The 24,569-nt window shown below is 70.7% G+C and carries 20 protein-coding genes; 12 read left to right on the plus strand and 8 right to left on the minus strand.

The genetic code is table 11. The annotated features are described in order from the left end of the window. Window positions 1-14 precede the first annotated feature (14 nt). Entirely contained in the window at window positions 15-1,088 is a 1,074-nt protein-coding gene (gene queG / locus ACNI65_RS12455) for a tRNA epoxyqueuosine(34) reductase QueG (RefSeq protein ID WP_416763619.1), read from the minus strand. Window positions 1,089-1,183: 95 nt separating this feature from the next. On the opposite strand from queG, the gene tsaE reads away from it, so the two are divergent. Continuing rightward, complete coding sequence (gene tsaE / locus ACNI65_RS12460) at window positions 1,184-1,714, plus strand: tRNA (adenosine(37)-N6)-threonylcarbamoyltransferase complex ATPase subunit type 1 TsaE (RefSeq protein WP_416763398.1); 531 nt, start codon at window positions 1,184-1,186, stop codon at window positions 1,712-1,714. Next, window positions 1,711-3,180 carry an N-acetylmuramoyl-L-alanine amidase gene (locus tag ACNI65_RS12465; protein ID WP_416763399.1) on the plus strand — a complete coding sequence of 490 codons (1,470 nt, stop codon included), beginning with the start codon at window positions 1,711-1,713 and terminating at the stop codon, window positions 3,178-3,180. Before tsaE ends, ACNI65_RS12465 begins: the two co-directional genes overlap by 4 nt. 274 nt (window positions 3,181-3,454) lie before the next feature. On the opposite strand, the gene ACNI65_RS12470 is transcribed toward ACNI65_RS12465, so the two are convergent. The 5 genes from ACNI65_RS12470 to ACNI65_RS12490 form a co-directional block, all read right to left on the minus strand. Next, entirely contained in the window at window positions 3,455-3,853 is a 399-nt protein-coding gene (locus tag ACNI65_RS12470; RefSeq protein ID WP_416763400.1) for a transcriptional regulator, read from the minus strand. 2 nt (window positions 3,854-3,855) lie between these two features. After that, a complete protein-coding gene (locus ACNI65_RS12475) occupies window positions 3,856-4,206 on the minus strand; it encodes a type II toxin-antitoxin system RelE/ParE family toxin (protein WP_416763401.1) in 351 nt (116 codons plus the stop codon). 242 nt (window positions 4,207-4,448) lie between these two features. Further along, window positions 4,449-7,904: a S41 family peptidase gene (locus ACNI65_RS12480; RefSeq protein ID WP_416763402.1), complete on the minus strand. Its 3,456-nt coding sequence runs from the start codon at window positions 7,902-7,904 to the stop codon at window positions 4,449-4,451. Between the two features lie 113 nt (window positions 7,905-8,017). Then, window positions 8,018-8,671, minus strand: coding sequence for a DedA family protein (locus tag ACNI65_RS12485; RefSeq protein WP_416763403.1), 654 nt, complete (start codon window positions 8,669-8,671; stop codon window positions 8,018-8,020). Window positions 8,672-9,116: 445 nt separating this feature from the next. Continuing rightward, on the minus strand, window positions 9,117-10,097 hold the full coding sequence (locus ACNI65_RS12490; protein ID WP_416763404.1) for a hypothetical protein: 981 nt from the start codon (window positions 10,095-10,097) through the stop codon (window positions 9,117-9,119). 204 nt (window positions 10,098-10,301) lie between these two features. Between ACNI65_RS12490 and ACNI65_RS12495 the strand changes: the two genes are divergently transcribed. The 7 genes from ACNI65_RS12495 (at window position 10,302) to ACNI65_RS12525 (ending at window position 19,803) form a co-directional block, all read left to right on the plus strand. Next, window positions 10,302-10,475 carry a hypothetical protein gene (locus ACNI65_RS12495; RefSeq protein WP_416763405.1) on the plus strand — a complete coding sequence of 58 codons (174 nt, stop codon included), beginning with the start codon at window positions 10,302-10,304 and terminating at the stop codon, window positions 10,473-10,475. 27 nt (window positions 10,476-10,502) lie between these two features. Next, window positions 10,503-12,509: a DNA mismatch repair endonuclease MutL gene (gene mutL, locus ACNI65_RS12500; protein ID WP_416763406.1), complete on the plus strand. Its 2,007-nt coding sequence runs from the start codon at window positions 10,503-10,505 to the stop codon at window positions 12,507-12,509. Window positions 12,510-12,635: 126 nt separating this feature from the next. Continuing rightward, a complete protein-coding gene (locus ACNI65_RS12505; RefSeq protein WP_416763407.1) occupies window positions 12,636-14,192 on the plus strand; it encodes a pseudouridine synthase in 1,557 nt (518 codons plus the stop codon). A gap of 35 nt (window positions 14,193-14,227) precedes the next feature. Then, window positions 14,228-15,178: a tRNA (adenosine(37)-N6)-dimethylallyltransferase MiaA gene (gene miaA / locus ACNI65_RS12510; protein WP_416763408.1), complete on the plus strand. Its 951-nt coding sequence runs from the start codon at window positions 14,228-14,230 to the stop codon at window positions 15,176-15,178. Window positions 15,179-15,337: 159 nt separating this feature from the next. Beyond that, window positions 15,338-15,997, plus strand: a complete 660-nt coding sequence (locus tag ACNI65_RS12515) for an ABC transporter ATP-binding protein (RefSeq protein ID WP_416763409.1) — start codon at window positions 15,338-15,340, stop codon at window positions 15,995-15,997. A gap of 6 nt (window positions 15,998-16,003) precedes the next feature. After that, window positions 16,004-18,580: an FtsX-like permease family protein gene (locus ACNI65_RS12520; protein WP_416763410.1), complete on the plus strand. Its 2,577-nt coding sequence runs from the start codon at window positions 16,004-16,006 to the stop codon at window positions 18,578-18,580. Next, complete coding sequence (locus ACNI65_RS12525; protein ID WP_416763411.1) at window positions 18,580-19,803, plus strand: lipocalin-like domain-containing protein; 1,224 nt, start codon at window positions 18,580-18,582, stop codon at window positions 19,801-19,803. The genes ACNI65_RS12520 and ACNI65_RS12525 overlap by 1 nt, the downstream gene beginning before the upstream one ends. Here ACNI65_RS12525 and ACNI65_RS12530 read toward each other — a convergent pair. Continuing rightward, window positions 19,779-20,396, minus strand: coding sequence for a GGDEF domain-containing protein (locus ACNI65_RS12530; protein WP_416763412.1), 618 nt, complete (start codon window positions 20,394-20,396; stop codon window positions 19,779-19,781). The genes ACNI65_RS12525 and ACNI65_RS12530 overlap by 25 nt on opposite strands. A gap of 180 nt (window positions 20,397-20,576) precedes the next feature. Here ACNI65_RS12530 and ACNI65_RS12535 point away from each other — a divergent pair, with 180 nt between their 5' ends. After that, window positions 20,577-22,685, plus strand: a complete 2,109-nt coding sequence (locus ACNI65_RS12535) for a CHASE domain-containing protein (RefSeq protein ID WP_416763413.1) — start codon at window positions 20,577-20,579, stop codon at window positions 22,683-22,685. Further along, on the plus strand, window positions 22,682-23,284 hold the full coding sequence (locus tag ACNI65_RS12540) for a GNAT family N-acetyltransferase (RefSeq protein ID WP_416763414.1): 603 nt from the start codon (window positions 22,682-22,684) through the stop codon (window positions 23,282-23,284). The genes ACNI65_RS12535 and ACNI65_RS12540 overlap by 4 nt, the downstream gene beginning before the upstream one ends. Here the strand turns inward: ACNI65_RS12540 and ACNI65_RS12545 are convergent. Next, window positions 23,263-23,865, minus strand: a complete 603-nt coding sequence (locus ACNI65_RS12545; RefSeq protein ID WP_416763415.1) for a MarC family protein — start codon at window positions 23,863-23,865, stop codon at window positions 23,263-23,265. The two genes, ACNI65_RS12540 and ACNI65_RS12545, sit on opposite strands and share 22 nt — an antisense overlap. A 116-nt stretch (window positions 23,866-23,981) precedes the next feature. On the opposite strand from ACNI65_RS12545, the gene ACNI65_RS12550 reads away from it, so the two are divergent. Beyond that, window positions 23,982-24,563, plus strand: a complete 582-nt coding sequence (locus ACNI65_RS12550; RefSeq protein WP_416763416.1) for an Lrp/AsnC family transcriptional regulator — start codon at window positions 23,982-23,984, stop codon at window positions 24,561-24,563. Window positions 24,564-24,569 lie beyond the last annotated feature (6 nt).

The raw sequence follows: 24,569 nt of genomic DNA on the forward strand, positions 1-24,569 counted from the left end.
GCCCCTCCATCCCTTCAGGGCCGCGCCCCGCGATCCTGCGCCAACGCCCAATCGATGTGCTCCGCCAGCAGCTCCGACGCGTTCGGACGCACGGCGCCGAGGGCCTCGCGCAGACGGGCCCGGAGCTCCGGCGCCAGGTCTTGCCTCAGCGCGTTGCCCATCGCCACGGCGAGATTGCGGCGCCAGCGCGCGTGACCGATGCGTCGGATCGCCGATCCCTCGGTGCGACGCAAGAAGCTCGCCTCGTCCCAGGCCCACAGCTCGAGCAGCGACGCATGCCCCAGCGGCTCGCGCCACTCGAAGTCCGGCAGCGCGTTCCTGCGCGCGAACTTGTTCCACGGACACGCCAGCTGGCAGTCGTCGCAGCCGTAGATCCGGTTGCCGATGGCCGCGCGGAACTCCACCGGAATCGGTCCATCCTGCTCGATCGTCAGGTAGCTGATGCAGCGCCGCGCGTCGAGCCGGTACGGGGCGACGATCGCCCCCGTCGGACACGCGTCGAGGCAGGCGCGGCACTGGCCGCAATGCGCGGTCACCGGCTCGCTGGGCGGCAACGGCAGGTCCAGGTAGATCTCCCCGAGGAAGAACATCGAGCCGCTGTCCCGATGCAGCGTCAAGGTGTGCTTGCCGCGCCATCCGATGCCCGAACGGCTCGCGAGCTCGACCTCGAGCACCGGCGCCGAATCGGTGAACACGCGGTGCCCCATCGGCCCCAGGCGCTGCTGGAGCCGATCGGCGAGCTGCTGCAGGCGCTGGCGCAGCACCTTGTGATAGTCCCGGCCCCGCGCGTACAGCGAGACCTGGGCCCGCGCGGGATCCCGCATCGCGGCCCATTCGCGGTCCTGCCAGTCGTCGCCGGCGGCCTCGGGCAGGTAGTCCATGCGCGCGGTCAGGATGCTGATGGTCCCGGGCACCAGCTCCGCGGGACGCGCGCGCTTGAGGCCATGCGCGGCCATGTACTGCATCTCGCCATGGAAACCGGCGTCCAGCCAGGCCTGCAAACCTGCTTCCGCATCGCTCAGATCGACGAGTGCGACGCCAATCTGTGAGAATCCGAGCTCATGCGCCCAGGCGCGGACCTCGACCATCAGCGCGGCCAGCGCGTCGGGGTCTCGGGAGGGGCTCGGCATCGCGTCGCCGGACGCGCCGGGCCGCGGGGTGTTGATCAAGGAATTCATCGCTGTTGAGCATTCTAGAAACCCGCCCTTACCGTTGGCCCGACGAGGCCGCCTGCGAACGATTCGCCCAGGCGTTGGCCCGCTGTCCGCAGATCGTGGACCTGAGCATCGAGCTCGATGGCGGCCTGGGCGCCGGCAAGACCAGCCTCGTGCGCCACCTGCTGCGCGCGCTGGGCGTCACCGGCCGCATCAAGAGCCCGAGCTACGCCGTCGTCGAGGACTATGCGCCACCGGGGCTGGCCGGCGCGCCCGCCCACCATTTCGACTTCTACCGCTTCAGCGATCCGCGCGAGTGGGAGGACGCGGGCTTCCGCGATCTCTTCGCCGCGCCGGGTCTCAAGCTCAGCGAATGGCCGGAGAAGGCCGCCGGGATGTTGCCCCCGGCTGATCTGCGCGTGCTGATCGAGGTCAACGCCGACGACAGCCGCGACGTTCGCGTTGAAGCCCGCACGGCCCGCGGCCAGGCGGTGCTGGCCGAACTCGATACCCGTCTCGATCCCCGAATCGACCCCCGCCTCACAGGACAGGAGCCATGACCGGTCTGCCGCCCTCCACGAAAGATCGGAACGATCCGCTGATCGCCCTGCCCTCGCGCGGACGCCGCAAGGCGCTGGGCCGGATGGGCGCGGTGGTGCTGAGCTTCCCGGTGCTGCCGGCCCTGCCCGCGCTGGCCGCGGCCGGCTCGGCCAGCATCGTCGCGGTGCGGGTCTGGCCCGCGAGCGACTACACGCGCGTGACGATCGAATCCGATCGCCCGCTCGCCGCCAAGAGCTTCCTGGCGGTGAATCCCGACCGGCTGGTGATCGACGTCGACGGACTCGCGCTGGACGCGGGGCTCAAGGACCTGCTGGGCAAGATCAAGCCGGACGATCCGTACATCGCCGGCGTGCGGGTCGGACAGAACCAGCCGCGCGTGGTGCGCATCGTGCTGGACCTGAAACAGCCGGTGGCGCCGCAGGTCTTCACGATCGAGCCGGTGGCGGCCTACAAGAACCGGCTGGTGCTGGACCTGTATCCGACCCGCGAGCGCGACCCGCTGCTGGACCTGGTCCGCGGCAAGGAAGCGGCGGAGACGGCCGCGGCGCAGTCGGTGAACGACGCGCTGGGTGAGCTGATCGGGCGCATCGACCGGCCGCTGAGCGCGGCATCCGCGGCCGAGCAGGCGGCGAGCGCCGTGGCGACAGCGCCGCAACGCCCGGCCAGCGCGGTCGCGCGGATCGACACGCCACCGCCGGTGACGCCGCCGCTCAAGGAAGCGGCGCCGGAGATGAGCCAGACCAAGCTGGACCGGTTGATCGTGATCGCGATCGATCCGGGGCATGGGGGCGAGGATCCGGGCGCGATCGGTCCGACGGGTCTGCGTGAGAAGGACGTGGTGCTGGCGATCGGCAAGAAGCTGCGGGACCGGCTCAACAGCAATCCGCGCATCCGCGTGATGATGACGCGCGATGCCGATTTCTTCGTGCCGCTGGGCGAGCGCGTGCGCAAGGCGCGGCGGGTGCAGGCCGACCTGTTCGTGTCCATCCACGCCGACGCGTTCATCACGCCCAAGGCGCGCGGGGCCTCGGTGTTCGCGCTGTCCACGAGCGGGGCGAGCTCGACGGCGGCGCGCTGGATGGCGGACAAGGAGAACGCGGCGGACGTGATCGGCGGCGTCAACAGCAAGGCCGTGAAGGACGCGGGCGTGCTGCGGGCGATGCTGGACATGAGCACGTCGGCGCAGATCAAGGACAGCCTGAAGCTGGGCGGCGAGGTGCTGGGGCAGATCGGCAAGCTGGCCAAGCTGCACAAGGGCAGCGTGGAGCAGGCGGGATTCGCGGTGCTGAAGGCGCCCGACGTGCCGTCCATCCTGGTGGAGACGGCGTTCATCTCCAATCCGGAGGAAGAGGCGAAGCTGCGCGACCCGGACTATCAGGACGACCTGGTGAAGGCGCTGGCCATCGGCATCGCCCGCTACTTCGCGAAGAATCCGCCGCTCGCGGCGAGACATCGGGCGTTGTGAGCGCCCGGCGCTCACAACGCTTCGCGTGAACGGCTGAACTCCCACCCCATCCTCGCCCTCCAAGCGGGCGGGCTCGCCGTCACCCCGCCCCGCCCGCCCCCAAGGGGCGGGTGAGCGTCGACGGCTCTCTGACCATGACTGGCTGCGCGGCCTATGAAAAACGGGGCCGCAGCCGCGTTCCGTGTCTGTCGGTTCAGTCGATCATTTCCCCACTTGCCTCGGCATGGCAGACGCCGTGATCACCTGGTGAGCGGACTCGGGGGGCGAGCGTGATTCAGCCCTTGCGCTTGACCGAGCGCCCGCGTGGCTCCTGAAGCCGCTCGGGAGTCGAGATGCCGGTCTCGGGCAACAACGTGCCGAAGCCGTCAAGCACGATCACCACCCCTGTGGCCGTCCGGATGCTGAGTTGCAGCTCCGCGCCCATGGCGGACACATACTTCCGCAGCGTCGAAAGCAGCATGTCGCTTCGTTTCTCCAGTTGAGCGACTGCGTTCTGCTTGATCTGAAGAACGTCAGCCAGTTCGGTCTGTGTCTTCTCGAGAGCGCGACGAGCCTCGGCCAAAGTTTCGGCGTATCGAATCATGTCGTCAGCCATTTCTCGACTCTTGGCCTCGACCTTCGCGCGACGTTCCGGCGGAAGCGCGGCAACGATGCTTTTGAGTGATCGGCTCATTTTCATTTCCTCTTGGACGTATCGGTCCGTTCGAACTTTCGAGCCAGGTGATCGGCAAAGCGCCGATCGGCCACGCGGATCAACTGCTCGTAGAACAATCCGCAGCTCCTGCCCTGCTTGGCTCCCGCCACCAACACGCAGGCTTGCCGATCAGGATCAAACGCGAATGCAGCGCGCCAGACTTCCCTGCCTGCATTTGCGGTGAACCGCAGTTCCTTCATGTTTGGAAACTTGGAGCCATGAAGCGTGTCCACATGGGGCCTGCCTGTCATGGGTCCGGACAACTCGATGGCCCCAGCCGCACCGACGAGTGCATCCTGGACATCAAGTTCAAACGCTTCGAACTCGGCCACGAATTCATCGTGGAAGAAGACATCCCATGCGTCGGGAGAACAGTGGGCTGAAGTCAAAACCATAACCTTTGCGTGATATCACGTCAAGGTGATGGTAGAGAGCACTAGTGCGCTCCGGCGCGTTTCTCCCCCATCGCCGCGCCCGGCCAACCTTCAGGGGGAGAGCGTCAGCGAAGTGAAAGGCTTTCGCCCATGAAGAACGGGGCCGAAGCCCCGTTCTTCCTAGCCATCGGCGCAGCCGATCACTTCCCCACTTGCGTCGGCATCGCCGGCGCCGTCGTGCGCTGGATCGGTTTCCAGGTCTTCAGGCGTTCCAGCACGTTGGCCACCGCGGCCTCGAGCTGCACGTCGCGACCCGCGTTGACCTGCACCGGGTCCAGATCGACGTCGATGTCGGGCGACACGCCTTCGTTCTCGATGCGCCACTCGCCTTCCGGCGTGAAGAAGCGGAAGAACGGCACCACCAGCGACCCACCGTCGATCAGGTTCGGATTGGCCGAGATCCCGATCAATCCGCCCCAGGTCCGCTTGCCGATCAGCGGGCCCAGCCCTGTGCGCTTGAACGCATACGGCATGAAGTCCCCGCCCGAGCCCGCGTCCTGGTCGATCAGCATCGCCTTGGGCCCGTAGATCGCGCCGGCCGGCGTGTCGTAGATCAGGCCATCGCGGTCCTTCCAGCTGCCCAGGTAGGCGCGGTTGAGCAGCTCGGTCACGTAGTTGGCCGCCTGGCCGCCGCCATTGCGACGGTCATCGACGATCAACCCCGGCTTGTCCACCTGCGCGAAGAACATCCGGTTGAAGTGCTGGAAGCCCGGACCCGCCGTGTCCGGCATGTACACGTAGGCGATCTTGCCGCCGCTCAGACGATCCACTTCCTCGCGGTTGTGGTCGATCCACGCCCACTGGCGCAGACGCGACTCGGTGGCCACCGGCTCGACGGTCACCCGGCGGGCGCCCTGCCCGTTCGCGTTGATCGACACCGTCAGCTGCACCGGCTTGCCCACCGTGTTCTCCAGCGCCTGGTACAGGTTGCGCGACCCGTCCACCGCCTGGCCGTTGACCGCCAGCAAGTAGTCGCCTTCCTTCACACCCACGCCCGGCGCGGCCAGCGGCGCCTTCAGGTAGGGATCCCAGCGGTCGCCCTTGAGGATCTTCCTGATGCGGTACTTGCCGTTCTCCAGGCTGAAGTCCGCGCCGAGCAGGCCGACCGCGACACGCGGCTCCTGGAACACGTCGCCACCGCCCACGCGGTTGTGGCCGACCTGCAGCTCGCCGATCATCTCCACGAGCAGGTCGTTCAGGTCCTCGCGACGCTGCACACCCGCCACCAGCGGCGCGTAGCGCTGATACACGCCCTGCCAGTCGAGCTGATGCAGCTTGGGATCGTAGAAGTACTCCTTCTCCATCCACCAGGTCTCGTCGAAGATCTGACGCCACTCGGCGCGCGGGTCGATGCGCGTCTTCAGCCCCGACAAATCGATGCTCTTGGTGTCGATCTTCTCGCGCGCGTCGGAGATCTCCAGACGCCCGCCGCCCAGGTTCAGCAGGATCTTCTTGCCGTCGGCGCTAAGGCTGTAGTCCTCGACCTGCGGCTTCACCAGCTTGGTCTTCTTCTCCTCGAAGTCGAAGCGGTAAAGATCGCCCTTGCGGCCGTTGCCGCCGTCGGCCTCGATGGACGCGCCCGGCTGCTTGCGCTCGACATAGAACAGCGCGCCGTCATCGGCCACGCCCAGATTGTCATAACGCGCGGTGGCCACCGGCAGACCCACGATGCGGTCCTTCAGGCCGGCGAAGTCGATGCGCACCGGCTTGACCTTTGGCTTGACGTCCTTGCCCTCGTCCTTCTTGCCGTCCTTGCCGTCCTTCTCGGGCTTGTCGCCCTTCTCGGACTTCTCGGACTTCTCCGCCTTGTCGGACTTGTCAGACTTGTCGTCCTTGTCCTCATCCGCCTTCTTGTCCCTGGACTCCTCGTCGCCGGCCTTGGGCTCGAGCGGCGACTTGCCGTCCGCGCGCAGCACCGCCGCGTACAGGCCCATGCGCACGGCGCGTTCCTGCGTGGACATGTCCAGGCCCACCTGCGCGGGTCCCGAGTTGATCGACGCGGCGAAGAACAGCACGTCGCCCTTGGTCGAGAACACCGGCAGGTTGGCGTGGCTCAGTCCGTCGGTGACGGTGTGCTGCTGTCCGGTCTGGAAGTCGACGACGCGGACCTGGCTGAAGAAGTTCCTGCCGATCACCGTGTAGGCCAGATAGCGGCCATCAGGCGAGAAGCTGACGTCCATGCCGCCGCGGCGCTCGCTGGTGTCGATCTTCGCGAGCTTGCCCGACTGCGCGCCGGTCAGCGGCAGCTGGAACAGGTTGAGGTGGTTGTCCTGCAGGATCAGGCGCGCGCCGTCGGGCGACCAGTCCATCAGCGTGTAATACCCGGTCTCGGGCAGCAGGATCTTGCGGGTGGGCTTGTTGGCGGCCTGATCGCCGAGCTGATCGCGGATCACGACCTGATGGCGCATGCCGGGCTCGTCGGAGACGTAGGCGACCTGCTGGCCGTCGGGGCTCCACAAGCCGTCCTTCTCACGCACGCCCGAGGTCTGCGTCAGGTTGCGCACCACGCCGTCCTTCACCGGCACGGTGAAGATCTCGCCGCGCGCGCTGATCACCACGCGCTTGCCGGTGGCCGACAGCGACGCATTGGTGATGGTCTTGGACGCGTCCTTCCACTGCACGCGGGCCTGGGTGCTGGACTCGTTGAGCGCGATGCTCAGGAAGCGCGGCGCGCCGCCGTCCAGGCCGATCTCCTTGAGCTGACCGCCCACCTCGTAGACGATGCGCCCGTCGCGGCCGTCGGCGCCGCGCACGTCCCAGACGGTTTCCTTCGTCAGCTGGCGCAGCGCCTTGGTCTTCGTGTTGAACGCGAAGAGATTGGCCGCGCCGTCGTTGCGATCGGAGATGAAGACGACCTCGTCGCCCATCCAGATCGGGTTGCTGTCGGTGGCGTTGACATGGGGGATCTGCTCCCAGGTCTTGCCCTTGGGATCGATGATCCAGATCGGCGGCGTGGTGCCGCCGCGGCTCTGGCGCCAGCCGCTCGGGCCGGAGTACGCCGCGTTGTACGGGCGATAGGCCAGCTTGCTGCCGTCGGGCGACCACACGCCCTCATAGGCGACGGCCTCCATGACCTTGTGCTCGAAGCCGCCGTCGACGCCGACCTCGAACAGCTGCTTGCTGCGGTTGTTCAGCACCTCGCGCGCGGAGGCGAACAGCACCCGCTTGCCGTCGGGGCTCCAGCCGGTGACCTGGTCCGCGGACGGATGCCAGGTCAGGCGCCGCGGCTGACCGCCGGCGGCGGCGATCACGTAGACATCGACATTGCCGTCATACGCGGCGGAGAACGCGATCCACTGGCCATCGGGCGAGAAGCGCGGCGCGAACTCCGGCGCGGCGTGACCCGCGAGTCGGCGCGGCTGGCTGCCGTCGCGGTTGGCGATCCACAGATCGCCGCCGTAGACGAAGGCCAGATGGCGCGCCGACACGGCGGGCTCGCGCAACAGCATGGTGACGGCGGGTGCCGGCGCCGTGGCGGTGGCCGTGGCGGAAGCGGTCGATGTCGCGGCCTGTTGGGCTTGCGCGGGCGCGGCCGCGATCGCGGCGGTCAGGCTCAGGGCCAGGGTGGCGGCCTTGCTGATGAGGCGGTGTTGCATGGAGCGTTGTCGGCGGTGAAAGCAGCGGGCGAGGATAGCCCTGCGCTTTCACCGTGACGAAGCTCACCCCCGTGCTTTGCGCGCCAGGCGCCTCGGTGTTTTCCCGTGGGCGCTCACGCGGCCGGCGTGGGTTTCGCGCGCGAGGCCTTCCATCCGCCGTACAGCGCGATGAGGCCGGGGATCAGGATCATGGCCCAGATGATCTTGGACAGATGCGTCTGCACGAACGGGATATTGCCGAAGAGGTAGCCCGCGAGCGTGAGGCCGACGACCCAGATGACGCCGCCGGCGACGTTGTAGGCGGTGAAGCGGCTGCGGGTCATCTCGGCCACGCCGGCCACGAAGGGCGCGAAGGTGCGGATGAACGGCATGAAGCGCGCCAGGATGATGGTGACGCCGCCGTGCTTCTCGTAGAACTCATGCGCGGCGTCGAAGGCCCGCTTGTTGAAGAAGCGCGACTGCTCCCACTGGAAGACCTTGGGGCCGAAGTAGCGCCCGATCGTGTAGTTGCACTGGTCGCCGAGGATGGCGGCGACGAGCAGCACCGTGATGGCCAGCGGCAGGCTCATCATGCCGGTGCCGCACAGCGCGCCGACGACGAACAGCAGCGAGTCCCCCGGCAGGAAGGGCATCACGACGAGCCCGGTCTCGACGAAGACGATCAGGAAGAGCAGCGCGTAGACCCACAGGCCGTAGGCGGTCACGAACTCGGCGAGGTGCTTGTCGACGTGGAGGATGAAGTCGACGAGGAAGTACATCAGGTCCATGGGCGCGGATTATGGCGGGCGCTTCCTGAAGCACTTGTGAAGAAACGCGAGATCCGCCAACCCGGTTTTGCTGTGTGCCCCACCGCACACACGGCCGCGCCTGCCCCGCCCCTCTAGCCCCCGAGCGACACCCAAGGCACCGGCGCGCAGGCCGAGTACGGGCATTGCGGCGCCTCCAGGAAGCAGGCGAATGTCGGCGCGCCCGCATGGCCGCCGTCCGGCCGCGGCCAGACACGCCCGAGCCAGCCTCGACTGACCCCCATCGACCAGTGCCCGAACGAGGTGTACATCGTGGGGAGAAAGCCCCGCCCTCGGCAGCCGGGCATCGCGAGGGCTCCTCCGAGACGTGCCGGCGAGGGTCCGCCCAGGGGCGCGAACCGGATGAGGTACATGACTCAGCTCCTGACAAGCTCGGCGGGCACATCGCGATGTCGTCGTTCCGGATCTAGGTGCCCAGTGGCTTCGCGTCGGAGATCTCGATCTCCGCGTCATTGAAGTCGTTGTCGGTCCAATCCTCAAAGGCCAGTTTCACGCCCTTGTCTGTGACGGTGGTCCGCCCGTGGTCGCGCTTGTCGGCGTTGTCCGTGCTTCCGGCGCGGTGTATCTTGTCGTCTTCCGTCTTGATTCGGAACTCGACCGTCGACCCGGGTTCGGCATCGATCCATTTGCTCGAGCCCTTGCCCGACTTGGCGCGGTCCAGGTCCTTCCATTCCCCGCCCTCCGTCCGGTACTGCACCATGCTGTCGCTGGAGGACTCGCCGCCCTTGAGATCGATCTGGAGCCGGCCGCTCTCACCGACGACATAACCGCCCTTCGAGTCGCTCCATCCGCCCTTGGACAGATCGCCGACTTGCCCGGGTCCCCCGGCCATGGCAGGCGTCCCGAATCCACCGGTCATGGCAGGCGTCCCGAAAGCCTGCGAGGCCATCATCCTCAGGGAGTTCTGGAGGCCGTAGGCGTAGGCCATCATCCCTGTCTCGTCGCCGTAGCCGAAGGGCATCCCTGACTGGCCGCCGACGCCGAAGGGCATGCCTCCCAGCCATTGGCAGCTGTACCCCATCGAATAGTTCGCGTAGAGCGGATACGCGGAAGCCGGGAAGCAGCCTCCCCACGGCGCGTGGGTCGCGACGCCGCCCATGCCCATCGGCGTGAGCGAGTAGGACTGCGACAGGCCGGTGTACATCGGCTGATTGAAGACCATGGATCGATTCCTTCCATTGTTGAGGGCACCTGAGCGCGGGGCTGCTCGGTCCAACCCGATCACCACGCCTTCCGGAAAGCGCGGCAGTACCCCCTTTTGCCCGACCGGTTCTACCTGTCCGCACGACACCCTTCGCAACGAACGCCCGCGATCTCCACGCGTCCGGATGGCCTCGCGATCCGAGGGCCGGTTCCAGGTGCACCGGTGATCGGCGACGCGCTTCACCGACTTGGACTTGTGGTCTGACCGACTGGACCAGGTGGGTGACGTCGCGGTCACCGACTCATCGATGTGATGGAAGAAATGACTATCGACGGGACATGAGGCCGGTCGAAGAATGAGGTCGAGACCGGAGCGCTCACCCTCGGCGCGATCTACCTGACCTCCCGATCGCTGCTCGCGCCCATCGCGCTGCACTTCAGCGTCAACATGCTGCTGGCGCAGACCGCGCCGCAGTCCTACTGGATCGCACCGCCACTCGTCGACTCCATCCGCTGGCAATGGTTCTACGCCTGCCCTTGGGGCTTCCTCCTCGCGGGCGCCGTGTTCCTGCTCTGGTTCACGCTCAAACGAACGGCGACATCGCACCGGTCCACCGGTTGAGACGACCTGTCTCTACAATCCGCCCCCATGGATGACACCCTCGCCCCGACGGCGGACTCCGCGACCGCGCAGGGTCCCGCCGCATCCGGCGCACGCCGCGCGATCCGCGAGCTTCCCGATGAACTGATTTCGCAGATCGCCGCCGGCGAGGTCGTCGAACGCCCATCCTCCGTCGTCCGCGAGCTCGTCGACAACGCCCTGGACGCCGGCGCCTCCCAGATCCAGCTCAAGCTCATCGCCGGCGGCATCCGCTCCCTCATCGTCGAGGACGACGGCGCCGGCATCCCCGATGGCGAACTCCCGCTCGCCATCAAGCGCCACGCCACCAGCAAGATCGGCACGCTCGACGACCTCGAGGCCGTCGTCACCATGGGCTTCCGCGGCGAGGCCCTCGCCGCCGTCTCCTCCATCGCCGAGCTCGCCATCGTCTCGCGCTTCCACGGCGCCGCCCACGCCTGGCGCCTGGAAGCCCGCACCGGCGAGCTCAGCCCCGCCGCCCGCGCCAGAGGCACCTCCGTCGAGGTCCGCGAGCTCTTCTTCAACACGCCCGCGCGCCGCAAGTTCCTCAAGAGCGAGAGCACCGAGCTCGCCCACTGCCTCGAGGCGCTGCGCCGTCACGCGCTGGCCCGGCCCGACGTCGGCTTCGCCGTCTGGCACGAGGGCAAGCTCGTCGACCAATGGCGCGCCGCGCCGCTGCCCCAGCGCATCGCCGAGGTCCTCAACGAGGACTTCATCGCCCAGAGCCGCGAGGTCCTCACCGAGGTCGGCCCGATGCGCATCCACGGCCGCGTCGGCCTGCCCGAGGCCGCCCGCAGCCGCGCGGACATGCAGTACGTCTACGTCAACGGCCGCTACGTGCGCGACAAGCTGATCGCGCACGCCATCCGCTCCGCCTTCGACGACGTCCTGCACGGCCACCGTCAACCGACCTACGTGCTGTTCATCGACGTCCAGCCCGAGCTCGTCGACGTCAACGTCCATCCGACCAAGATCGAGGTCCGCTTCCGCGACGGCCGCGAGATCCACCAGCAGGTGCGCCGCGCCGTGGTGGCCGCGCTCGCGCTGTCGCGCACCGAGGACGCCACGCCCGAAGCCGCGCCCGCAACCTCCGGCCGTGAACGCTGGTCCGGCACGCCCGCCTGGGAACGCCCGATGGACGGCGCCGCCGCCCCTGAGAGCAGCAGCGGCACCGCCGGCACCGCGCCCGGCCTCGCCGCCTACGAGCCGCCCGCGCCTTACCACGCGCCCTCCGCCCGCTTCGCCGGCCCCGAGGGCTGGCGCGCGCCGATCCCCACCCGCGCCCAGACCGCGCTCGCGCTCGAGCAGGCCGAGGCGCTGTACGCGTCCGGCCCGAGCGCCGGGCTCCCGGCCGCGGCCGGCGCGCCCTCGGCGTCGTTGTCGATGCTGGCCGGCGCACCGCCCTCCCCGCTGCCGTCCAGCCAGGCCGGCGAGTGGCCGCTCGGACGCGCGATCGCTCAGATCCAGGGCATCTACGTGCTGGCCGAGAACGCGCAGGGCCTGGTGATCGTCGACATGCACGCCGCCCATGAGCGCGTCGTCTACGAACGCCTGAAGACCGCGCTGGGCGAGACCCGCATCGATTCCCAGCCGCTGCTGATCCCGGTGACCTTCGCCGCGACGCCATCCGAGATCGCCACCGCCGAGGCCCAGGCCGACACGCTGCGCCGGCTCGGCCTGGACATCTCGCCGCTCTCGGCCAAGGTGCTGGCCGTGCGCGAGCGCCCGGCGCTGCTGTCCGGCGGCGACGTCGTCGAACTCGCGCGCGGCGTGCTCGCCGAACTCGCGCAGTTCGACGCCAGCCATGCCATCGAACGCGCGCAGCATGAGATCCTCGCGACCATGGCCTGCCACGGCGCCGTGCGTGCGAACCGCCAACTGACCCTCGACGAGATGAACGCGCTGCTGCGCGACATGGAACGCACGGAACGCGCCGACCAGTGCAACCATGGCCGTCCGACCTGGCGCCAACTGACCGTGCGCGACCTGGACGGGCTCTTCCTGCGCGGGCGCTGAGTTCGCCGACTCACCGCCCTTCGATCCGCTCCCTCCCGCTGTCCGTTCCAGGTTTCCCGTTTTCCGTTCCCGATTTCCGTTTTTCGATTTCCCGGCGCCCACCCTTTCACCAGAAGCAGTACCGACATGGCCACGCTCAAGCTCAACAAGAACAAACCGGCCGATGCCAAGTCCGACGGCTCGACCGACAAGGGTCCCCGCCGCGCGCCGCTGCGCGGCAAGGGCGTCAACAAGCCCCGCCCGACGCTCGCCCAGGCGCAGACCGACCGCGCCGAACGCGAGGCCGCGTATCAGCAGCGCCGCGCCGAGGAAGGCCGCCAGGATCGCCGCGGCCCGCCGGGACGTGATGACCGTCGCGATGACCGCCGGGGTTCGGGCGACCGCCCGCGCTTCGAAGGCGACCGTCCGCGCCGCGATGACCGCGGTGGCGATCGTTATGGCGATCGTCCGCAGCGCCCGCAAGGCGATCGTCCCCAGGGTGACCGCCCCTACGGCGACCGTCCCCGCTTCGAGGGCGACCGCCCGCGCCGCGATGATCGCGGCGGCGATCGCTATGGCGACCGTCCGCAGCGCCCGCAAGGCGACCGTCCCCAGGGTGACCGGCCCTACGGTGACCGCCCCCGCTTCGAGGGCGACCGCCCGCGCCGCGATGACCGCGGCGGCGATCGCTATGGCGACCGTCCGCGACGCGATGACCGCGGCGGTGACCGTTACGGCCGCCCGCCGGAAGGCTCGCGCTACGGCGACGATCGCCCGCGCCGCGCGCCCTATGGCGATCGCGGCGATCGCAACGATCGCGGCCAGGCGCCGTTCTCCGACGCCCACGCCCGCGCCGAACGCGAGGAACGCGCCGAGCGCACCGACCGTCCGCGCCAGCCCGACGCGCCGCGTCAGCCCGCGCCCGCGCGCCTGGCCGATCCGGATGCCGGCGAGCGCCTGTCCAAGCGCATGAGCGAGCTCGGCCTGGCCTCGCGCCGCGAGGCCGACGAATGGATCGAGGCCGGCTGGGTCACCGTCGACGGCGAGCCCGCGACGCTGGGCCAGCGTGTCGGTCCCGACGCGAGGATCGAGGTCGATCCCGCCGCCCGCGAGCAGCAGGCGCAGCGCGTCACCATCCTGCTGCACAAGCCCATCGGCTACGTCTCGGGTCAGGCCGAGGACGGCTACGAGCCCGCGTCGGTGCTGGTCAAGGCCGACACGCATTGGGGCGAGGATCCCTCCAAGATCCAGTGGGCCCCGGGCCACGGACGCAGCCTGGCCCCCGCCGGCCGCCTGGACATCGACTCCACCGGTCTGCTGGTGCTGACACAGGACGGCCGCATCGCGCGCCACCTGATCGGCGAGGATTCCGACGTCGAGAAGGAATACCTGGTGCGCGTCGCCGTCGAGAACGGTGACCCCGAGCAGCATCCGCAGCATCAGCTCGATCCCCGCGCGATCGCGCTGCTGAACCACGGCCTGGAGCTCGACGGCGTGCAGCTCAAGCCCGCCAAGGTGAGCTGGGCCAACGAGGACCAGCTGCGTTTCGTCCTGCGCGAGGGCCGCAAGCGCCAGATCCGCCGGATGTGCGAGATGGTCGGCCTGAAGGTGCTGGCGCTCAAGCGCGTGCGCATCGGCCGCATTCCGCTGGGCCAGCTGCCCGCCGGCCAATGGCGCTACCTGGCGCCGTGGGAGCGCTTCTGAGCGCGTCAGGCCCGGCCAGTTCCCCGGAGCCGTCGGTGCCATCGGGCCCAACGAGCGCGCTGACGCCACTGTGCCTCGCCGGTCCGACCGGCTGCGGCAAGACGGCCGCCGCCCTGGCGATCGCGCGGCATCAGCGCGTGGAGATCATCAGCGTGGATTCCGCGCTGGTGTACCGCGGCATGGACATCGGCACGGCCAAGCCCACGCCCGAGGAGCTCGCGGCGGTCCCGCATCACCTGATCGACATCCTCGAGCCCACCGAGAGCTACTCGGCCGCGCAGTTCGTCCGTGACGCGCTGCGCCTGGTGCCCGAGATCCAGGCCCGCGGCGCGCGACCGCTGCTCGTGGGCGGGACGATGCTGTACTTCAAGGCGCTGTTCGACGGCCTGTCGGAGCTGCCACAGGCCGATCCCGCGCTGCGCGCGCAACTCGATGCAGACGCCGCGCGCGAGGGCTGGCCCGCGATGCACGCGCGGCTGGCGACGCTCGATCCGGCGACCGCCGCGCGCCTGGCGCCGCTGGACGCGCAGCGCATCCAGCGCGCGCTGGAGGTGTGCCTGCTGAGCGGGGAGCCGATGTCGGTGCTGTATGGGCGGCAGCGCTCGCAGGGCGTGGACTGGCCGCTGCTGTCGCTGGAGCCCTCGGACGCGGCGCGCGCCTGGCTGCACGCGCGGCTGGCGCAGCGGTTCACGCTGATGCTCGAGCAGGGCTTCGTCGACGAGGTGCGGCGCCTGCGCGCGCGCGCCGATCTGCACCTGGGCCTGCCGTCGATGCGTTGCGTCGGTTATCGGCAGGCCTGGGAGCTGCTGGACCAGAACGAGGCATCGCCCGATCTGGCCGCCTTGCAGGAACTCGGCACTGCCGCGACACGGCAGCTCGCCAAGCGCCAGATCACCTGGCTGCGCAGCATGCCGACCCGGCAGATCGTGCCGGCCGAGGCGCCTGGCGCGCTGGACCAGCTGATCGCGCTGTCGCGCGCCTCCTGAGGCGACCCACCTGTTCAGGTGGTCCACACCCTTTTTCGAGTGGGTTGGGCGCATCCCGACCTCCTGCCGCACCGCGCCACCTGCGCTGCCCCGGCCGAGGGCCACAATCGCCGGATCGCGTTACCGCGCCGGCGCCACCGCCGGCTGCCTTGCCCGACGATGGACGTTCCCCTGCTGACCGCCTCCGGCCTGACCAAGCGTTATGGCGCGCACACGCTCTTCGAACACCTCTCGCTGACGCTCCATCGTGGCGAGATGCTCGCGCTGCTGGGCGAATCGGGCAGCGGCAAGTCGACGCTGCTCAACGGACTGGCCGCGCTGGAGCCGCTGGATCGGGGCCAGGTCGTGCTCGAAGGGCGGGATCTGCTCGCGCTGGACGAGTCAGGCCAGGCGAAGCTCCGCCGCGAGCAGCTCGGTTTCGTCTTCCAGGCCTTCCACGTCCTGCCCCACCTGAGCGTGTTCGACAACGTCGCGCTGCCGCTGCTGCTGCAGGGCCGGCCCGATCCGGCGCGCGTGGCGCAGATGCTCGACGCGGTCGGCCTCAACGCCCAGGCCCGGCACCTGCCGCGCCAGCTGTCCGGCGGTCAGTTGCAGCGCGTGGCCATCGCCCGTGCATTGGTGCACCGGCCCGTGCTGGTGCTGGCCGACGAACCCACCGGCAACCTCGATCCCGCGCACGCCGACCAGGTCCTGGCGCTGCTGCGCGACCAGTTGCGCGAGCAGCGCGCGGCCTGCCTGCTGGTGACGCACTCGGCGCACGCGGCCGCGATGGCCGATCGCCGGCTGCGGCTCGAGAACGGCCACCTCGTCGAGGTCTGAGCCCGCATGGCCGACCTGCCGCCCTCCTCCGCCGCCCCGGGCGCGCTGCGCCGCGCGTGGGGCTGGTGGTGGCAGCTCTCCTGGCCCGCGCTGCGCCTGCAGTGGGGCCGCCAGCTCGCCGCGCTGCTGACGATCGCGCTGGGTCTGGCGCTCGCCGGCGCGGTGCACTGGATCAACGCCTCCGCCCTCGCCCAGTTCGAGTCCGCCGCGCGCCAGAGCAGCGCGCAAGCCGATCTGGAGCTCGTGGCCGCGCCCGGCGCGGCGCCACTGTCGGACCGCCTGTTCGCTGAGCTCGCCGCCCGCGACGACATCTCCGCGCTGGCCCCGCGCCTGGACGCCAGCATCCGGATCCAGGCCAAGGACGGTCAATGGCAGCGCGTGCGGCTGATCGGGCTGGACCTGCTGCAGCTGGGCGCCTTCCACCCGCAATGGCTGCCCCGGCTGGACGGCGCCGACCTGGGACGTGCGCTGCGCGAGCCGGCGCTGCTGGTCAGCGACGCGGCCTGGACGCGGCTGGGCTGGGAAGCAGGCGCGGCACTGCGCCTGGACCTGCCCGGCGAACCCGATCCGGTGCCGGTCGCCGGCCGCGTGCCGGATCGCCAGCAGGCGCTGGTGATCGTCGACATCGCCTGGGCGCAGCAGATGCTGCGCCGCGAGAGCCAGCTCGACGCGATCCTGCTGCGGCTGTCGGCCGGCCAGGCCGGTCGGGCGCCATCGGCCTGGCCGCCGGGCGTGACCGCGCGCGCCCCGAGCGACGAGGCCCGCCAGCAGGCCGACGAGGCGCGCCGGCTCACGCGCGCCTACCGGCTCAACCTGGGCGTGCTGTCGCTGATGGCGCTGTTCGTCGGCGCCTTCATGGTCTTCGCCGTGCACAGCCTGTCGGTGGCGCAGCGCCTGCCTCAGCTCGCGCTGCTGGGCGTGCTCGGCATGAGCGCGCGCCAGCGCCTGGCGCTGCTGATGTCGGAAGCGCTGCTGCTGGGCCTGGCCGGCGCGGTGCTCGGCCTGGGGCTGGCGGTGGCGCTGGCGGAACTCGGCCTGCACGCGCTCGGTGGCGACCTCGGCAGCGGCCTGACGGGCCTGAGCGGCGCGCGGCCGGCGCTGACGATGTCGCCCGCCTCGATCGCGGGCCTGCTCGCGCTCGGGCCGCTGGTGAGCCTGGGCGCCGCGGCACTGCCGCTGATGCGGTTGCGCCGGCTGCCCGTCGCGCAGGTGCTCAAGGGCCTGGGCAGCGGGCAGGCGTCGGGGCGCGGCTGGTGGTTCGGGCCGCTGCTGCTGGCCGCGGCGCTGCCGCTGGCGGCGATGCCGATGGTCGCGGGCCTGCCGCTGGGCGCGTACGCGGCCATGGTGGCGCTGCTGCTGGGCGCGCTGGGCACCGTGCCGCTCGTGCTGCGCGCGATCACCGGGTTGCTGCGCGGCTGGGCGGCGCGCCGCGCGCTGCCGCTGCTGGCCGTGGAGCGCGCCCGCGACCAGGCCGGCGAGGCCGGCCGCCTGATCGCCGGCGTGCTGGTCGCGCTGGCACTCGCGGTGGCGATGCTGGTCATGGTGGCGAGCTTCCGCCAGTCGCTGGACCAATGGCTGACGGACATGCTGCCGGCCGATCTCTACCTGCGCCAGACCGCGCGCGACAGCGCCCAGCAGGGGCAGCCGATGCCGCCGGGTCTGGCCGCGTCCGCCGCGGCGCTGGCGGGCGTCGAGCGCGTGGCCGCGCAACGCACGCGCGCCGTGGGCCTGACGGTGCGCGGCATGACCGGCAGCACCACGCTGCTGGCGCGGCCGCTGGACCACCGGCTGCCGCTGCAGGGCGCGGCGGTCGCGCTGCCGGCGGGCGTGACGCCGGTCTACATCAACGAGGCGATGCGCGACGAACTCCGCCTGAGACCGGGCGACCGCTTCATGCTGCGCCTGGACGGCCGGCAGTTGCCAGTCGCGGTCAAGGCGATCTGGCGCGACTACAGCCGCCAGTCCGGCGCGGTGCTGATGGCGCGCGAGGACTGGGCGCGGGTCAGCGGCGACGGCGCGGTCACCGAGCTGGCCGTGTGGCTGCGTCCGGGCGCGGATCCCGTGGCCGTGCAACAGGCGCTGCGCGCGGCCTCGGGCGCGCCGGAGTCGCTGGAGATCGCTTCGGCCGGCGAGCTGCGGCGCTTCTCGCTGGCGATCTTCGACCGCAGTTTCGCGATCACCTACTGGCTGCAGGCGGTCGGGCTGGGCCTGGGGCTGTTCGGCGTCGCGGCCAGCCTGTCGGCGCAGCTGCTGGCGCGACGGCGCGAATTCGGCCTGCTGCTGCATCTGGGCCTGACCCGCGCGATGCTGCGCCGGCTGGTGCTGGCGGAAACGCTGCTGCAGGCCGTGGCCGGCGCGCTGATGGGCTTGCTCGTGGGCCTGGCGATCAGCGCGGTGCTGGTGTACCGGCTCAACCCGCAGAGCTTCCACTGGAGCATGGACGGGACGATTCCCGGCTGGCGCGTCGCGGCGCTGCTCGCCGCCAGCCTGCTGGCCACCGGCGCCACGGCCGCCTGGGCCAGCGCGCGGGCGCTGCGGGCCGGCCAGGGCGAGGCGCTGCGCGCCGTGCGGGAGGATTGGTGATGATCGGACGACGCCCGCTGCTGGGCGCCCTCGCGGGCATGGGGATCACGCGGCCAGGCTCGTCCATCGCGCAGGCCGCACCGGCCGCACGGGCCGATGCGCCGGTGGCCGCGACGGAAGACGCCCTGTCCGACGCCCCGCTGCGGTTCCCGCGCGACCACGGCGCGCACCCCGAGACCCGCGTCGAGTGGTGGTACGTCACCGGCGTACTCTTCATCGGCGACGGCTCGCGGGCACCGATTCCCGCCGGCACGCGCCCGGACTTCGGCTTCCAGCTGACCTTCTTCCGCGTGCGCAACGACCTGCGTCGGCCCTTGTCGCCCGGGGGCTCGGCGTTCTCGCCGGCGCAGCTGATGCTCGCCCACGCGGCGCTGTCGGACCTGGGACAGCAGCGCCTGCTGCACGACGAGCAGGTCCTGCGCCACGGCTTCGCCAACGCCCGCGCCGAGACCGACGACACCCGCGTGCGGCTGACCGGCTGGCGCCTGACGCGCTCGGACGGTCCGGCCGGCCACAGCCGCTACACGCTGGCCATGCCCAGCGAGCGCGGGGGTTTCGCGCTCGCGCTGACGCTGGACGCGCCCCAGCCGCCGCTGCTGCAGGGCCGCGAGGGCTGGTCGCGCAAGGGCCCCGGCGCGCAACAGGCCAGCCGCTACGTCAGCGAGCCGCAATTGAGCGGCGGCGGTCAATTGGCGCTGCGCGAGGGCGGCACGCGCGAGGTCCGCGCCCGCGCCTGGCTCGATCACGAGTGGAGCAACCAGTACCTGGGCCGCGGCGCCGAGGCCGCCCCCGACCGCGCGGTCGGCTGGGACTGGCTGGGGCTGAACCTGGACGACGGCTCGTCGATGACGCTGTTCCAGATGCGCGGCGCCGATGGCGCGGTGGTCTGGACCGGCGGCAGCTGGCGCGCGGCGCCGGACAGCGGGGGATCGGCCGCACGCGCCTCGGCGCCCCTCGACTTCGAGCAGCAGCTGCGCTTCGAGCCGCTGGCGCACTGGCGCAGCCCGGTCAGCCTGGCGAGCTATCCGACGCGCTGGCGCATCCACACGCCGCGCGGCGTGTTCCTCGTCGAGGCGGCCTACGCCGCGCAAGAGGTGGACGCCCGGCGCAGCACCGGCTTCCCGTACTGGGAAGGCGTCGCCCGCCTGACCGACGAGTCCGGCCGGACGCTGGGCTGGGGCTATCTCGAGATGACCGGCTACGCCGGCCGCGTGCCGCTGTAGCGGTTGCGCCCGGACGGCATCGCCGCGTACGCGCGCACGCAGTTGCATCCTGCGCCGCGGGCCATCGCCAGCGCCTGACGGGCTTGCTGCAGCAGCTGATCCGCGCCTTGCTGCGGCTCGCGCCGCCAGTCCTGCCAATGCGCCAGGCCCAGGCTCGCGCTCAAGGGCAGCGCCTGCCCTGACCAGCGGTAATCCAGCGTGGCCACGCGCGAGCGCACCCGGTCCGCGGCGTCCAGCGCGCCCAGCGGGTCCGTGCACGGCAGGTAGGCGGCCCAGACCCCACGCGGCAGCGGCAGCAGCCAGTCGCCGCCGCGCAGCTGCTGGCGCACCAGTTGATCGAGCCGCTCATCCAGCGCCTGCAGGCACTCGCTGCCGTACTGCTGGTGGAACCGCGCCCAGGGATCGAGTTCCAGCAGCATCAGCACGCCGTCGTGGCGGTGGCGCTGCGCGCGCGCGGCCTCGCGTTTGAGGCCGTCCATCAGTTGCGCTTCGTCGGCCGCGGCGATGCGCGCCGGTTGCGTCCCGCGGGCCGACCAGCGCCTCCGCACCATCGCCCACCAGCCCTTCGGGCTCCTGTCCGAGTCTTCCGCCATGACTGCACGCCTTTGCCGGAGATGAGGATTGATTGCAGCACAAGAGCAAGCCGCGCGCCGCCCCCTGGAGCGGGGGAGGATAGGCGCTCGCGCGACGCCGCGGCGCATCAGATGTAACGAGTCGGGGCTTCGCGGGACGGCGCGCGCACGACCGCGCGCCCTGCCCTACAGTTGTCGGCTGTGTCCAGCATCCGCGGTCCCGCCGCCCTGCCCGTGCACGACCCTTCCGAGCCCGTGATCGACACCGCGCGCGCCGCACGCCCCAGCGCCGGCGACCTGCCGATGACCGCCGTCGTGGCCGCGCTGCTGGTGCTGCTGGCCGGCCTGGTGATGACGCTCAGCGCGATGCTCTGGAACCGCAACCGCGTCGTGTCCGAGGCGCATCGGCTGCTGGACGCCCAGGCGGAACGGCTGGAGCGCGACATCGTGCAGCGCTTCATCCAGCCCGTGTACGGCCTCAAGGGCGCGCGCGGCGCGATCGCCGCGCTGCACGGCCGGGTCGATCGCCAGGCCTTCCGCGCCTACGTCCAATCCCGCGACCTGCCGCGCGAGTTCCCCGGCGTGCGGGGATTCGGTTTCGTGCCACGCGTGATGCGCACCGAGCTGTCCGCCTTCGTCGCGGCCGAGCGCGCGGACGGCGCGCCGCAGTTCTCGGTGCGCGGCATGAGCCACGCCGCCCCCGACCTCTTCGTCGTGGCGCACATCGAGCCGCTGTCCAAGAACTACCCCGCCTGGGGCTTCGACCTGGGTTCCGAGGGCATCCGGCGGCGAGCCATCGAGCACGCCATCCTCACCGGCGAGGCGACACTGTCCGCGCCGGTGCCGCTGGTGCAGGACCGCGCGCACGGTCCCGGCATGCTGCTGCTGGTGCCGGTCTTCCGCGAGGGCGCCGATCCGATCGACGCGGTGCAGCGGCGCCGCGCGCTGCTGGGCCTGCTGTACGCGCCGCTGGTGGCGCAGGAGATCCTGCACGGCCTCAAGGAGGGCCTGGCCGACGCGCCGATGGACTTCCGGCTGATCGTCGACGACCACACCGCCACCGAGGACCTGCTGCTGGACTCCGCCACCGGCATCCAGCCGCTGGATGCGCCGGTCACCGCGCAGCCCGGTTTCGACAACCGCGTCGTGACCCAGCTGCGTCACCTGGAGATCGCGGGGCGCGCATTCCGGCTGGAGACGGCGCTGAACGCGGCCTACGAGCGCCGCGTGATCGACGCCGCCGGCTGGGGACCGGGGCTGATCGGCCTGATCCTGACGACGCTGCTGGCGGCCACGACCTACCTGCTGGCCGCGGGACGCGCCCGCGCGCAGGCGCTCGCCGATGCGATGACCGAAGACCTGCGCCGCCTGACGCTGGACCAGCAGGCGATGCTGGACGCGGACGTCATCGCCATCGCCAAGCTGCGGGGCCGGCGCATCGTGTGGAAGAACCGGGCGCTGGAGCGGCTGTTCGGCTACGGCGAGGACGAGATGCAGGACCTCCCCGTGCGCGAGCTCTACCTCGACGAGGAGACCTTCCTCGCGCTGGGCCAGAACGCCTACCCGGTGCTGCGCCGCGGCGGGCATTTCCGCACGCAGCTGCAAATGCGGCGCAAGGACGCCAGCCTCGTGTGGGTCGACCTGAACGGCGTGGCGCTGCCGGGCGAGCGCGACACCACGTTGTGGATGATGGCCGACATCACGCAGAGCAAGGCCTACGAGGCGCGCGTCGAGCGCGCCGCGTTCCACGACGCGCTCACCGGGCTGCCCAACCGCGTGCTGCTGTCGGACCGGCTGCGCCAGGCGATGGCCGCCGCGCAGCGCCAGGAGATGACGGTGGCGGTGGCCTACCTGGACCTGGACGGCTTCAAGGCCGTCAACGACACGCACGGCCACGACGCGGGCGACGAGGTGCTCAAGGAGATCGCGCGCCGGCTGGCCTCGGGCATCCGCGCCTCCGACACCGCCGCGCGGCTGGGCGGCGACGAATTCGTCGTGCTGCTCACGCCGCTGCCCTCGCCCGCCGATAGCCGCACCACCTGCGAGCGGCTGCTGCGCGGCATCCTCGCGCCGATCCGGCTGTCCAACGGCGCCACGGTGCAGGTCGGCAGCAGCTTCGGCGTCGCGCACTTTCCGCTGGACGGAGTGGAGGCGGAGATGCTGATGGGCCGCGCCGATCAGACGATGTTCGAGTCCAAGCGCGCCGGCCGCTGCCGCATCCGCTGGCTCAACGGCGCGCGCGAGCCGGATGAGCTCGACCTGTCTGACTTGCGGCAGCCCGGCGCGGCGGCGGCTACAGTGGCCCGATGACCATCCTCCTCACCCCCCGCCTGCGGCTCGAGCCGATGGCCGACTCGCACCTCGACGGCCTGTTCGAGATGAACCGCGACCCCGAGGTCATGCGCTACATCACCGGCAAGCCGGACACGCGCGAGGACACGCAGCTCATGATCGAACGCGTCAAGGCGCGCTGGGCCGAATGGGGTTACAGCTGGTGGACCTTCATCGAGCGGGACAGCGGCCTGATCGTCGGCGCGGGCTGCGTGCAGCACATCGGCCGCGACCGCGCCAATCCGCACGAGCTCGGCTGGCGGCTGCGCCGCGACCGCTGGGACCGCGGTTATGCGTCGGAGGCCGCGCGGCGGATGACGGCCTTCGCGATCGATGAACTGCGCGCGCCGCAGCTCGTTGCGTTCTGCGACCCGGACAACGCCGGCTCCGCGCACGTGATGACCAAGCTCGGCATGCGCTTCCGTGCGATCGAGCACTGGTACGACTTCGACGGCGCGCTGTACGGCATGACGGCCGAGGAATGGCGCGCCTCGCCGGCCTCGCGTCAGGCCGCCGACGAGATCGCCGCCAGCGGATCCGGCGCGGGCGCGGCCCCTCAGAGCCCGCCGACGAAGTAGCGCTTCAGGCCCGACAGGATCATCTCCACGGCGATGGCCGTCAGCACGAGGCCCATCAGCTTCTCCAGCGCGGAGACGACCGAGTCGCCCAGCAGCTTGCGGATGCGGTCGGCCAGGATCAGCGCCAGGAACGAGATCACCATCGCCGTGAACAGCGCGCCGATCCATTCGGCCACGCGGTCGGGCTGGCGCGAGGCCAGCAGCAGCACCGTCGCCATCGCCGAGGGGCCGGCCAGCAGCGGCACGGCCAGCGGGAAGATGAACGGTTCCTTGCCGGTCTCCATGCCGTAGGCGGACTCTCCGGCGTGGCTGAAGATCATCCGGATCGCGATGATGATCAGGATCACGCCGCCGGCCACCTCCAGCGAGCGCTCCGACAGGTGCATCAGGCGCAGGAAGCCCTCGCCCAGGAACATGAACGCGAGCAGCACCGCGAAGGCGATGCCGACCTCGCGCAGCGCGACCTTCAGCCGGCGCTCGCGCGGCACCGATCGCATGATCGGGATGAAGATCGGCAGGCTGCCGAGCGGGTCCAGCACCAGCAGCAGCAGGATGAGGGCGGAGAGAAAACTGTGATCCATGGGGCGGGATTCTCGCCGAAGCCGCCGGGTCTAGGCCAGTCGTTGGCGACGCGCCACGCACGCTTTGTTCATTCGGCGCCATAGAATCGCAATAATTCCTCGCCACGATCCCGTCCGTGAACAAGATGACCAGAAAGTTGGACACCTCCGCCACCCGCAAGACCGCCGCCGCGTCGGCGCCGTCCCAGCCGGCGTCCAAACCCTCGGCCTCCGCGCCTCCGCGGGCGCTGGGTCCGGTCTCGCTCGACGCGATCGACCTGCGCATCCTGGAGGCGCTGCAGCGCGATGGGCGGATGTCCAATGTCGACCTGGCGGCGCAGGTGCATCTGTCGGCACCGCAGTGTTTTCGCCGGGTGCGCGCGCTCGAGGAGCGCGGCGTGCTGCGCGGCTACCGCGCCGATGTGGCCCCGCTGGCGCTGGGCCTGGGAGTGACGGCCTACGTCAGCCTCAACATCACCGCGCAGGCGTTCGCGCGGGTGCGGGAGATCGAGTCGCTGATCCGCGACTTCCCCGAGATCCTGGAATGCCACACCGTGTCGGGCGACTCGGACTACCTGCTCAAGGTGGTGGCCCGCGACCTGCAGGCGCTGTCCAAGTTCCTGACCGACAAGCTGATGCAGCTGGACGGCGTGGCGGACGTGCGCTCGATGATCTGCCTGGAAGAGATCAAGCCACCGGCGGGGCTTCCGGTGGCTTGAGCGCGG

The organism is Roseateles sp. So40a, assembly GCF_048081605.1.
Taxonomy (GTDB): Bacteria; Pseudomonadota; Gammaproteobacteria; order Burkholderiales; family Burkholderiaceae_C; genus Roseateles.